Here is a 12,060-nt window from a genome sequence, read left to right on the forward strand (position 1 = left end):
GAGCACGACCACGAGCACGCGGAGCTGCCGCTCCTCGACCAGTCCGCGGGCGGCGGCTGCGGCGACGACTGCGCGTGCGGCGACGGCGAGGAGAGCGGCCTGGACCCGGCGCTCGCCCAGCTGCTCGCCGACGCGGGCCTGGACCCCGTCGAGGTCGAGGACATCGCCCACATGGCGATCTCCGAGGACCTGGACGGCGGGGTCGACGTGACCACCGTGGCCACCGTCCCCGAAGAGGCCGTCGCGTACGCCGACTTCACGGCGCGCGAGGCGGGCACGGTCGCCGGCCTGCGCGTGGCCGAGGCCGTCCTGTCGGTCGTCTGCGAGGACGAGTTCGAGGTCGAGCGGCACGTCGAGGACGGCGACCGGGTCAAGCCCGGCCAGGTGCTGCTGACGGTCAGGGCCCGTACCCGGGACCTGCTCACCGGCGAGCGCAGCGCGCTGAACCTGCTCTGCCTGATGTCGGGCATCGCGACGGCGACGCGGGGGTGGGCCGACGAGCTGGAGGGCACCAAGGCGAAGGTCCGCGACACCCGCAAGACGACGCCGGGCCTGCGCTCCCTGGAGAAGTACGCGGTGCGCTGCGGCGGCGGCGTCAACCACCGCATGTCCCTGTCGGACGCGGCGCTGGTCAAGGACAACCACGTGATCGCGGCGGGCGGTGTCGCGGAGGCCTTCCAGGCGGTGCGCGAGCAGTTCCCCGACCTGCCGATCGAGGTCGAGGTGGACACCCTGCACCAGGTCCGCGAGGCACTGGACGCGGGCGCGGACCTGATCCTGCTGGACAACTTCACGCCGATCGAGACCGAGGAGGCCGTGGCCCTGGTCGCCGGCCGCGCGGTGCTGGAGTCCTCGGGCCGGCTGACGCTGGCCAATGCCCGCGCGTACGCGGAGACGGGCGTGGACTACCTGGCGGTCGGCGGGCTGACGCACTCCTCCCCGATCCTGGACATCGGCCTGGACCTGCGCGAGGAGCGGTAATGCTGCTGACCATCGACGTCGGCAACACCCACACCGTCCTCGGCCTGTTCGACGGCGAGGAGATCGTCGAACACTGGCGCATCTCCACCGACCCGCGGCGCACGGCCGACGAGATGGCCGTCCTGATGCAGGGCCTGATGGGCATGCACCCGATGCTCGGCAGCGAGCTCGGCGACGGCATCCACGGCATCGCGATCTGCTCGACCGTCCCGTCGGTGCTGCACGAGCTGCGCGAGGTGACCCGCCGCTACTACGGCGACGTCCCCGCGGTGCTCGTCGAGCCCGGCATCAAGACGGGCGTGCCGATCCTGATGGACAACCCCAAGGAGGTCGGCGCGGACCGCATCATCAACGCGGTCGCCGCCGTCGAGCTCTACGGCGGCCCGGCGATCGTGGTCGACTTCGGTACGGCGACCACCTTCGACGCGGTCTCCGCGAAGGGCGAGTACGTGGGCGGCGTGATCGCCCCGGGCATCGAGATCTCGATGGAGGCCCTCGGCGTACGGGGCGCGCAGCTGCGCAAGATCGAGCTGGCGCGGCCGCGCAACGTCATCGGCAAGTCCACGGTCGAGGCCATGCAGTCGGGCGTGGTCTACGGGTTCGCCGGGCAGGTCGACGGGGTCGTCACCCGCATGGCCAAGGAGCTGGCCGGGCCGCACGGCGACCCGGGCGACGTCCGGGTGATCGCCACGGGCGGGCTGGCGCCGATGGTCCTCGGCGAGTCCTCGGTCATCGACGACCACGAGCCGTGGCTGACGCTGATCGGGCTGCGCCTGGTCTACGAGCGCAACGCGCCGAACTTCGACTGAGGGCGGTCCGGCCTCCGGCCCCTCCGCCCGCCCCCCGCCCGTCCGCCCGTCTGTGCGCCCGTCGTCGCCGTCGGCGGGCGGGCGTGCGGGCGGGGTGTGGTGCTCGTCTCACTCCCCGCCGTTCCGAAGACCCGGGTCCGACCTGATGAATTAGCTTGAGGTCAACTCCTCGACAGGCACAGGACGGCTCATATGGCCCGTGACACGGCGTACTTGAAGGTGGCCGACGCGCTGCGGGCGCGGATCGGGGCCGGGGAGTGGCCCGCCGGCGCCAAGCTGCCGTCGCGCTCCCGCTTCGCCGCGGAGTACGGGGTCGGGCAGAGCGTCACGCAGCGCGCACTGGAGTTGCTGATCATCGAGGGGCTCCTGGAGGGCCGCGCCGGCTCGGGCACCTACCGGAGCGCGCCGCGCGAGCGGCTGCGGACGGTCCGCTCCCGGCGGCGCCGGTCCGGGCCGGCCCGGACCGGCCTGACGTGGGAATCGCACTCCACGGCCCGTACTCCGGCGCCCGAGCGGATCGCGCGGCGGCTCGCCGTCGCGCCGGGCGACCCGTGCGTGCACACCACGTACGAGTTCGTGGCCGAGGGCAGGCCGGTGGAGATCTGCGAGTCCTGGGAGCCGATGGCGCTCACGGGCGGCACCCCGGTCGTGCTGCCGGAGGCCGGTCCGTTCAAGGGCGCCGGGGTCATCGAGCGGATGCGCTCGATCGGCGTGCTGGTCGCCTCGGCGCTGGAGGTCCCCCGCCCGGCGCGCGCCAACCGGGCGCAGGCAGGGCTGCTCGGCATCGGCGTCGGCGAGCTGATCACCGAGATCGAGCGGACGTACTACGCGGTGGACGGCCGGGCCGTGGAGACCGCCGACATCCTGGTCGCGGACCGGCGCTCGGAGATCGCGTACGAGATCGACTTCCACCCCGGGGACCGCTGACCGGCCCGCTCCGTCCCCCGCGCTACCGGGCTACCGGGCTCCGTGGGGGTGGGCCAGCCGGCGCAGCGCGGCCCGCCAGGGGTGGCGGGCCTCGCGGCCGTCGAGGACGGCCTGGAACTGGGCGTACGTACGGGCCGAGCGCAGGACGGCGACGTCGTCCCGGCCGGGCGGCGGGGGCATCGGCTCGCCCAGCCGGGACGCCCGCCAGGTGTCGATGAGGTACTGCTCGATCGCTGTCATGTCTCCACCCTGAACCCACTCGGCCCACCCCGCACGACGATTGACGCCCCTCGTCAATCGATCCGTGTCATGCCTGGTCACAGCCCCGGAACAGGTCAGAATGGAGCGATGAGCGTCACCATCGACATCGCCGGGCTCCCCGCGGGGCGCATCCGTTTCGCGCCCTCCCCGCTCTCCGAGCTCTGCATGGCGCTGCACGCCCTCTCGCAGCCCGCCCACCACCCGGGCCTGGCCTCCTGGACCACCGCCACCGCGGCCGCGCTCGACCCGTGCCTCGCGGACCGGCTGCTGGAGGCCGAGTTCATGTGGCGCAGCTCGTTCTCCGACATCTTCATGGCCTTCGCGGGCATCCCCGGCGGCAGCGGGCTGCCCGCCGCGACCCTGGCCGAGGAGCTCGACGTACTGGACCGCATGGACGACGAGCGGTTCGCGATGGCCGCGCTGGAGCACTGCTGGCTGGCGCTCTACAACGAGGGCGGCGGACCCTCCCCGCTGAAGGACCCGCTGGCCAGGGCCAAGGCACTGGAGACGGCCGCCGCGCGCGGTCCGCGCCAGCTGGAGTTCTCGCTGCGGCTGCTGGACGACACGGCCTCGGTGCGGGTGTGGCTGCGGCGGCTCCTGGAGGAGTGCGACGAGGCGTTCTTCGCGCAGACCTGGCGGCGGATCGAGCCGCAGCAGAGCGCGGACGCCCGGCACAAGACGGAGGTCCTGCGCCGCAAGGGGCTGGCGGCGACGCTGCACGAGGTGTCGAGCGCGCTGAGCGTCGACGCGGCCGCCACCACCATCACCGTCGACAAGATGGTGCACGGCTCCGCCACCGCGACGGACCCCGAGATAGGCCCCGGCCTGGTCTTCGTACCGACGAACTTCGGCTGGCCGCACCTGCTGGTGCTGCACGCGCCCGGCTGGGTGCCGGTGGTCCACTATCCGATCCGCTCCCCCGAACTGCCCGAGCCGGGCTCGGTGGAGCTGCTCCAGCGGCGGATGGAGGCGCTGGCGCATCCGATGCGGATGATGCTGTGCCGGAGCCTGGCGCGCGCCCCGTACACGACGAGCGAGCTCGCGACCGTGCACGGGATCACCGCGCCGGAGGTCTCGCGGCACCTGTCGGCGCTGAAGAAGGCGGGCCTGCTGCACACCTGGCGCCAAGGGCGTTACGTCCACCACCAGTTGGACCTGAAGGTCGTCGCCCGGATCGGCTCGGAGTTCATCGAGGGCATCCTGCGCTGACGGACCCGCGGAGGTCGTCACCCGGATTCGGCGAAACCTCTGGCGAGACCGGCCCCGCCGTCTATACCGTGCGTCCACCGCGCACCACCGACGCCCGACCACCCGTCTGTCTGCTCGTACTTGTCGTGGAAGGACCTTCATGCCCTCACGCCGTATAGCCGCAGCAACCGCCGCCCTGGCCGCCGCGGCCCTCGTCTCCCCGCTGGTGCTCGCCGGCCCCGCCGGTGCCACCGGCAGCCCGCAGAGCGATGCCGCGCGGGGTGACGCGCTGGCCCGGAAGCTGGTCAAGGACTCGACCGGCAAGGGCGCCAACAACCACCTGAAGGTCTTTCAGGCGATCGCCGACTACAACAAGGGCACGCGCGTGGCCGGTTCCAAGGGCCACGTGCAGTCCGCGCAGTACGTCGAGGCCGTGATGCGGGCGGCCGGCTACAAGGTCTCGAAGAACGAGTTCGACTTCGTGTACGTCGAGACGATCGCCGAGACGCTCAAGGTCAACGGTGCGGGCGGGCGCGACGTCCCGATCAAGCTGATGACGTACACGGCGAGCGGCCCGGAGGGCGGCGTGACCGCGCAGATCGCCCTCGCGCCGGTGGACGCGGACGGTACGAACGGCTGCGAGCCCGGCGACTTCGCCGCGGGCGCCTTCACCGGCAAGATCGCGCTGATCAAGCGGGGCGGCTGCACCTTCGCGGTCAAGCAGGCCAACGCGGCGGCGGCCGGGGCGGTCGGCGCGGTCATCTACAACAACACCGAGGGAGCCCTCAACGGCACCCTGGGCGCCGCGGACGCGGGCAAGGTACCGACCGGCGGCCTCTCGCAGGCCGAGGGCGAGAGGCTGGCCGCCGAGGCGAAGGCCGGTCCGGTCGAGGTCACCCTCGACATCCGCGAGTTCCGGGAGAACCGCAAGACGTACAACGTCATCGCGGAGACGCGCGGCGGCGACGAGAACAACACCGTCTTCCTCGGCGCGCACCTCGACTCGGTGGCGGCGGGCCCGGGCATCAACGACAACGGATCGGGCTCGGCCGGCATCCTGCAGGTCGCGCAGCGCCTCGCGAGCAGCCAGACCAAGATCAAGAACAAGGTCAAGTTCGCGTGGTGGTCGGCCGAGGAGTTCGGGCTGCTGGGTTCCGAGGCCTACGTCGGCGGGCTGACGGACGCGCAGAAGAAGCAGATCCGGCTGTACCTGAACTTCGACATGATCGCCTCGCCGAACGCGGCGTACTTCGTCTACGACGGTGACGACTCGGACAAGGTCGGCTCGGGCCCGGGTCCGGAGGGCTCGGCGCAGCTGGAGAAGGGCATCACCGACTTCCTCGACGCCCAGAAGATCCCGCACGAGGGGTCGGACTTCACGGGCCGCTCGGACTACGGCCCGTTCATCGAGGCCGGCATCCCCTCGGGCGGTACGGACACGGGCGCCGAGGGCATCAAGACGGCCGCGCAGGCGGCGAAGTTCGGGGGCCGGGCCGGGATCGCGTACGACGTGAACTACCACGGCAAGGGCGACGACATCACGAACATCGACCAGAAGGCCCTCGACATCAACGTGGACGTGATCGCGAACGCGGTCGGCCATTACGCCTACGACCTGGCCCCGCTGTCGAAGCCGGTCCCCCCGGCCCCGACCACGGGCGCCGGTACCGGCGGGGGCCTGCGCCCGGGCCACGACCACGAGCTCGCGCAGTAGCCGACGGCCGCGAGCCGAGGGCCGCGCCGCGCGGGATCCGCTCCCCGCGCGTCGCGGCCGGTCAGGCCGGCCAGGGGGCGACGCCCACCGGCTGGACCAGCCAGGCGAAGTCCCCCAGACCGCCGCGGGCGGTCAGTTCCGCCGCCTCGCCGGCCGAGGCCAGGGCGCGCACGTAGGCCGCGGGGTCGCTCGACGCCAGGGCCAGCGGGGGCCGGGCCCCCGAGACCCCGAGCAGGGCCAGCGCCTCGCGCTGCGCGAGCAGCGCCGCCCCCTCCCCCGCGCAGGCGTCCAGCGCCACATGGGCCGTCACGTCGCAGCTGCCGTCGGGCACCGGCGCCACCTCCCGGCCGGCCCGGAACCCGGTCAGGGTCCCGTACGGGGGCCGGGCCTCACGGGTGTGTGCGTAGTCCACCGCCACCGCCAGGCCCCGTGAGACCGAGCGCACGGCGGCCGCCCACGCCTCGTCCCGCCCCCGCCCGATCTCCGCCCGGCCGGGCCCCGGCCACCACCGCTCCAGCCAGGCCCGGTCCGCCGCCGACACGGCCGGCCCGCGGGTCTCCGTACCCTCCCGGTCGACCAGTACGTAGTGCCCGTCCTCCGCCACGTCCAGCGGTACGTTGTCCAGCCACTCGTTCGCGAACAGCAGCCCCCGCGCGTCCTGCGGCGGCCGCGCCACCCACCGGATCCGTCCGTCCAGATCCGCCGGCCGCTCCGCCCGCTCCACGGCCCACGCCCGCACCCGCCCCGCGACCTCCGCCGGCAGCGCGCCCAGCACCCCGGTCAGCAGCTCCCCCCGCCCGGCCCCGACGTCGACCAGGTCCAGCTCCGCCGGATGCCCCAGCTCCGCGTCCACCCACCGCAGCAGCCGGGCCACGGCCCCCGCGTACAGCGGCGAGGCGTGCACCGACGTGCGGAAGTGCCCGGCCGGCCCCGGCCCGCCCGGCCGTACGTAGAACCCGTCCGGCCCGTACAGCGCGGTCTCCATCGCCGTCCGCCACCGGACCGGAACGGCATCCGGAACCGGATCCGGAGCCCCGACTTCTCCCTCAGTCCTCATCCCCGAAAGATTAAGCTCGCCCTCCACCTTGGGGAGTACGCCCCCGTCGCCCGGATCGCACCTGTGGTTGACTCCAGCACCTATCTCCTTTGCCTACTCTGGGTTACGTGCAGCGCCTCTACGACTTCCTCCGCAGACACCCGACGGGCGTCGACAGCTTCTGGGCTGTCCTCCTGGTCGGGCTCGGGCTGCTGCAAGTCGCCGAAGACAGTTTCAACAGCACGGCCGCGCGCCTGATCGCCGTCCCCTCGGTGCTCGCGATGGGCGTCGTGGTGGCCCTGCGCCGCAAGTGGACGCAGCAGATGTTCTGGCTCGCCGTCGGCGTCGGCGTCTACAAGCTGGTCACCCACACCGAGTTGATCAACTCCGACCTCGCGATGCTGATCATCCTGTACACGGTGGCCGCCTCGGCCGAGATCCCGCGCTGGCCGTCCCGTACGGCCCTCGCCATCGGGCTGGCCGCCGCCCCGGCGTACGTGCTGGCCTTCCGCGCGGACCAGCTCGACACCTCCGAGAACATCCTGACGGCGGTCTTCGCCGTCGTCCCCTTCGCCCTCGCCTGGGTGCTCGGCGACTCCCTGCGCACCCGCCGGGCCTACTACGCCCAGCTCGTCGAGCGCAACCAGCGCCTGGAGAAGGAGCGCGAGGCGCAGGCCAAGGTGGCCGTCGCCGCCGAGCGCGCCCGCATCGCCCGCGAACTGCACGACGTCGTCGCGCACAACGTCTCGGTGATGGTGGTCCAGGCCGACGGCGCCGCGTACGTGATGGACGTGGCCCCGGAGCAGGCCAAGGAGGCCCTCCAGACCATCTCCGGCACCGGCCGCCAGGCCCTGGCGGAGATGCGCCGGCTGCTCGGCGTGCTGCGCACCGGGGAGCCCCAGGAGTCCGAGGACTACGTGCCCCAGCCCGACGTGGAGCAGATCGAGGTCCTCGTCGAGCAGGTCCGGGCGGCCGGGCTCACGGTGGACTTCGAGGTCGAGGGCGCCCCGCGCCGACTGCCCACGGGCGTCGAGCTCACCGCGTACCGGATCGTGCAGGAGGCGCTGACCAACACCCGCAAGCACGGCGGACCGGACGCCAAGGCGAGCGTCCGGCTGGTCTACTTCGACGACGGGCTCGGCCTGCTGGTCGAGGACGACGGCCGGGGGGCGGCCCACGAGCTGTACGAGGACGGCGGCGCCGACGGCGCCGGGCACGGGCTGATCGGCATGCGCGAGCGGATCGGCATGGTCGGCGGCACCCTGGACGCGGGCCCGCGTCCGGGCGGCGGCTTCCGGATCAGCGCACTTCTCCCGCTCAAGAAGAAATGACGAGGTCGAGGTAACTGATGTCCATCCGAGTGATGCTGGTCGACGACCAGGTGCTGCTGCGCACGGGCTTCCGCATGGTGCTCGCGGCCCAGCCGGACATGGAGGTCGTCGCCGAGGCCGGCGACGGCCTGGAGGCGCTGGAGGTGCTGCGGTCCACGAAGGTGGACGTGGTGCTGATGGACGTCCGGATGCCGAAGCTCGACGGGGTCGAGGCCACGCGCCGGATCTGCGAGCGCGACGAACACCCCGACGTGATCATCCTGACCACCTTCGACCTGGACGAGTACGCCTTCTCCGGGCTGAAGGCGGGCGCGAGCGGGTTCATGCTGAAGGACGTGCCGCCCGCGGAGCTGCTGGCCGCGATCCGCTCGGTGCACAGCGGTGACGCGGTGGTCGCCCCGTCCACGACCCGGCGCCTGCTGGACCGCTTCGCGCCGATGCTGCCCACGAGCACCCAGGAGCCGCAGAACAAGGAGATCGAGCGGCTGACCGAGCGCGAGCGCGAGGTCATGCTGCTGGTGGCCCAGGGCCTGTCGAACGGTGAGATCGCCGCCCGCCTGGTCCTCTCCGAGGCCACGGTCAAGACGCACGTGGGCCGCATCCTGACCAAGCTGAACCTGCGCGACCGCGTCCAGGTCGTCGTCCTCGCGTACGAGACGGGCCTGGTCCGCGCCGGCGGCGCGTAGCGGGGCTCCGGCTCACCCCGTCCCCGTCCCCGTCCCCGTCAGCCGGTCATCCAGCGGTCCGGGCGGGCGTCCGCGCGGGAGGTGCGGGAGCGGGCGGCCTGGGCGTCCAGCAGCTCGGCGGCCCCGGCCGCCGGGCGCAGCCGGGCCGTCACCGTGGCGTCGGCCCCGGTGTCCAGGTGGACGTCGGCGAGGCCGTGCACCCGCGCCCAGGGGCCCTGGGTGAGCCGGACGCTCTGCACCTTGGCGTGCGGGACGATCTCCGTACGGCGGCACAGCAGCCCCTTGCGGGCGGCGAACACGTCCGCGGAGACGGCCAGGGCGTAGCCCCGCCACCACACCGGTACCACCCACCGCGATCCGGCCTTCGGGGAGGGGCCGAAGGCGAGTGCGGCCAGGTCCGCGCCCGGCAGCACGCGGGCGACGACCGCCTGGGCGGCTTCCCGCGAGGCCACGGGGACCAGCACCCCGTTCTTCGAGCCGGCCACCGCCAGCTCCACGCGCACCCAGCCCCGGCGCCGCCACAGCAGCGGCTCCACGATCCGTACGGTCTGCACCCGCCCCGGGGGCACCGTCTCGTGGGCCCGGTCCAGCAGCCCGTGGTCGAGGCGCAGCCCGTCGGGGGACTCGGCGACCCGCCAGTCGAACTCGCCCAGGAAGCGGCCGACCGTGCCCGACCAGAGCCCGCCCAGCATCGGCAGCATGGTCGCGATCGTCGCCCAGTGGTTCCCGCTGAACCACCACACGGCCACGGGCACGCCGATCCCGGCGGCCAGCGCCCCCCAGGCAGGGAGCGTGAGCAAGAGCGACACCACCAGGTCCCGGGGGGCGACGCGCAGCAGCTCCCGCTGCGGCGCCTCACCGAGCGAGACGGCCTCTGCGGGCGCGAAACCGGCCGCCCGGGCCAGCAGCTCGGCGCGCAGCGCGACGGCCTCGCGCTCTTCGAGGAAGGCGAGCTCGTCCTTGTCCTCGGTGCCGATCACGTCGAGCCGCAGCTTGGCCACCCCGGCGACCCGGGCCAGCAGCGGGCGGGTCACGTCGATGGCCTGGATGCGGTCGAGGCGGATGTGCGCGGTACGCCGGAAGAGCAGCCCGCTGCGGATGCGCAGCTCGGTGTCGGTGACGGCGTAGTGGGTGAACCACCAGCTCAGGAACCCGTACACGCCGAAGACCACGACGAGGGCGGCGAGCACGAGGACGCGCAGGGTCACGGAGAGCCCGCTCGCCCACCGCTGGACCTGGTCGGCCTGCTGGACGGCCACACCGACGGTGGCGCCGATCGGCACCCAGGCCCGGCGCAGCGGCGTGAGCAGGTGCAGCCGGCGCTCTACGGCGGGCGCGGCGAGCGCGGCGGGCATGGCGGGGGCGGGGGTGGCGGGCAGGGCGGGGGTGGCGGCCGGTCCGGCGGCCGGTTCGGTGGTCACAGACCCGCCGACCTTGCCTCGCCGAGCTCCGTCAGCCGGTCCCGCAGCCGCTGCGCCTCGTCCGGGGCGAGCCCCGGAATCTTGGCGTCCGTGGCCGCGGCCGCCGTGTGCAGCTGTACGGAGGCCAGCCCGAAGCGCCGCTCCAGCGGCCCCGAGGTCACCTCGACCAGCTGCATGCGCCCGTACGGGACCACGGTCTGCGCCCGCCACAGCACGCCCCGGCTGATCAGCAGGTCGTCGGCGCGCTCCGCGTACCGCCAGGACCGCCAGTTGCGGCCCAGCAGCACCCAGCCCCAGACCAGGGCGAGCAGCCATATCGCCCCCGCGGCCGCCCACGCCGGGCCGGCCGCCCATCCCAGCAGCAGCGCCGTCCCGGCGGCGAGCGGCACCGCCCACGTCACCAGCAGCAGCCGGCGCAGCCTGAGCAGCCCGCCGGGGAGCCCCACCCACTCGGCACGGCCCGTCCCACCCGATGTCCCCGTTTCCATGGGTTCAGCGTAGGGCTGCGACAATGCGGCCATGACGGAGACCACGGTCGGCATCGGCGGAGCGGCGGAGAGCACCGACATGGTGCTCAACATCGGACCCCAGCACCCTTCCACGCACGGCGTGCTGCGCCTGCGCCTCGTCCTGGACGGCGAGCGGATCGTCAGCGCCGAACCGGTCGTCGGCTACATGCACCGCGGCGCCGAGAAGCTCTTCGAGGCGCGCGACTACCGGCAGATCGTGATGCTCGCCAACCGCCACGACTGGCTGTCCGCGTTCTCCAACGAGCTCGGCGTGGTCATGGCCGTCGAGCGGATGCTCGGCATGGAGGTCCCCGAGCGGGCCGTGTGGATGCGGACCCTGCTCGCCGAGCTGAACCGGGTGCTGAACCACCTGATGTTCCTCGGCTCGTACCCCCTCGAACTGGGCGGTATCACCCCGATCTTCCACGCGTTCCGCGAGCGCGAGGAGCTCCAGGCCGTCATGGAGGAGATCTCCGGCGGCCGCATGCACTACATGTTCAACCGCGTCGGCGGCCTCAAGGAGGACCTCCCCGCGGGCTGGCTCGGCCGGGCGCGCGCCGCCATCGCCGACGTCCGCACCCGCATGGACGTCTACGACAAGCTGGTCCACGGCAACGAGATCTTCCGCGGCCGCACCCGCGGGGTCGGCGTGCTCTCCGCCGAAGCGGTGCACGCGTACGGGGTCTCCGGCCCGATCGCCCGCGCCTCCGGCGTCGACTTCGACCTGCGCCGCGACGAGCCCTACCTGGCGTACGGGGAGCTCCAGGACGTCCTGAAGGTGGTCACCCGCACCGAGGGCGACTGCCTGGCCCGCTTCGAGTGCCTGCTGGACCAGACGCACAACGCGCTCGACCTGGCCGTGGCCTGCCTGGACCGGATGGCCGAGCTGCCGCCCGGGCCGATCAACCAGCGCCTGCCCAAGGTGCTGAAGGCGCCCGAGGGGGCCACGTACGCCTGGACCGAGAACCCCCTCGGCATCAACGGCTACTACCTCGTCTCCAAGGGCGAGAAGACCCCGTACCGGCTGAAGCTGCGCTCCGCCTCGTACAACAACATCCAGGCGCTGTCGGTGCTGCTGCCGGGACAGCTGGTCGCGGACATGGTGGCGATCCTGGGCTCGCTGTTCTTCGTCGTGGGAGACATCGACAAGTGATAAGTGGCGGGAACTCCCGCGACTGAGCGGGCGTTCCCTGCTTA

At 73.0% G+C, this 12,060-nt stretch carries 12 protein-coding genes; 8 read left to right on the forward strand and 4 right to left on the reverse strand.

The annotated features are described in order from the left end of the window. The first annotated feature begins 24 nt into the window (after positions 1 to 24). From nadC to CP980_RS15245, 3 genes are all read left to right on the forward strand, one after another. Positions 25 to 981 (forward strand): carboxylating nicotinate-nucleotide diphosphorylase, encoded by a 957-nt coding sequence (gene nadC / locus CP980_RS15235; protein WP_189999096.1) that lies wholly within the window; start codon positions 25 to 27, stop codon positions 979 to 981. Continuing rightward, positions 981 to 1,790, forward strand: a complete 810-nt coding sequence (locus tag CP980_RS15240) for a type III pantothenate kinase (RefSeq protein ID WP_099890160.1) — start codon at positions 981 to 983, stop codon at positions 1,788 to 1,790. Before nadC ends, CP980_RS15240 begins: the two co-directional genes overlap by 1 nt. A gap of 192 nt (positions 1,791 to 1,982) precedes the next feature. Further along, positions 1,983 to 2,717 carry a GntR family transcriptional regulator gene (locus tag CP980_RS15245; RefSeq protein ID WP_150528381.1) on the forward strand — a complete coding sequence of 245 codons (735 nt, stop codon included), beginning with the start codon at positions 1,983 to 1,985 and terminating at the stop codon, positions 2,715 to 2,717. A 30-nt stretch (positions 2,718 to 2,747) separates the two neighbouring features. Here CP980_RS15245 and CP980_RS15250 read toward each other — a convergent pair whose 3' ends face one another. Next, entirely contained in the window at positions 2,748 to 2,957 is a 210-nt protein-coding gene (locus CP980_RS15250; protein WP_150528382.1) for a hypothetical protein, read from the reverse strand. Between the two features lie 108 nt (positions 2,958 to 3,065). Here CP980_RS15250 and CP980_RS15255 point away from each other — a divergent pair, with 108 nt between their 5' ends. Both CP980_RS15255 and CP980_RS15260 read left to right on the forward strand, forming a co-directional pair. Then, positions 3,066 to 4,187, forward strand: coding sequence for a DUF5937 family protein (locus CP980_RS15255; RefSeq protein ID WP_099890163.1), 1,122 nt, complete (start codon positions 3,066 to 3,068; stop codon positions 4,185 to 4,187). 139 nt (positions 4,188 to 4,326) lie between these two features. Continuing rightward, positions 4,327 to 5,880, forward strand: a complete 1,554-nt coding sequence (locus CP980_RS15260; protein WP_150528383.1) for a M28 family metallopeptidase — start codon at positions 4,327 to 4,329, stop codon at positions 5,878 to 5,880. Between the two features lie 61 nt (positions 5,881 to 5,941). Here the strand turns inward: CP980_RS15260 and CP980_RS15265 are convergent, their stop codons facing one another. Further along, complete coding sequence (locus CP980_RS15265) at positions 5,942 to 6,937, reverse strand: SAM-dependent methyltransferase (protein ID WP_150528384.1); 996 nt, start codon at positions 6,935 to 6,937, stop codon at positions 5,942 to 5,944. Between the two features lie 107 nt (positions 6,938 to 7,044). Here CP980_RS15265 and CP980_RS15270 point away from each other — a divergent pair, with 107 nt between their 5' ends. Both CP980_RS15270 and CP980_RS15275 read left to right on the forward strand, forming a co-directional pair. After that, a complete protein-coding gene (locus CP980_RS15270; protein WP_150528385.1) occupies positions 7,045 to 8,247 on the forward strand; it encodes a sensor histidine kinase in 1,203 nt (400 codons plus the stop codon). Between the two features lie 17 nt (positions 8,248 to 8,264). After that, positions 8,265 to 8,933: a response regulator gene (locus tag CP980_RS15275; RefSeq protein ID WP_132758482.1), complete on the forward strand. Its 669-nt coding sequence runs from the start codon at positions 8,265 to 8,267 to the stop codon at positions 8,931 to 8,933. 38 nt (positions 8,934 to 8,971) lie between these two features. Here the strand turns inward: CP980_RS15275 and CP980_RS15280 are convergent, their stop codons facing one another. Next, a complete protein-coding gene (locus CP980_RS15280) occupies positions 8,972 to 10,288 on the reverse strand; it encodes a PH domain-containing protein (protein ID WP_150530234.1) in 1,317 nt (438 codons plus the stop codon). 62 nt (positions 10,289 to 10,350) lie between these two features. Next, on the reverse strand, positions 10,351 to 10,842 hold the full coding sequence (locus CP980_RS15290) for a PH domain-containing protein (protein WP_150528386.1): 492 nt from the start codon (positions 10,840 to 10,842) through the stop codon (positions 10,351 to 10,353). Between the two features lie 31 nt (positions 10,843 to 10,873). Between CP980_RS15290 and CP980_RS15295 the strand changes: the two genes are divergently transcribed. Then, on the forward strand, positions 10,874 to 12,016 hold the full coding sequence (locus tag CP980_RS15295; RefSeq protein ID WP_053691355.1) for an NADH-quinone oxidoreductase subunit D: 1,143 nt from the start codon (positions 10,874 to 10,876) through the stop codon (positions 12,014 to 12,016). The last annotated feature ends 44 nt before the right edge of the window (positions 12,017 to 12,060 follow it).

The sequence above is a fragment of the Streptomyces vinaceus genome (genome assembly GCF_008704935.1).
Lineage (GTDB): Bacteria > Actinomycetota > Actinomycetes > Streptomycetales > Streptomycetaceae > Streptomyces > Streptomyces vinaceus.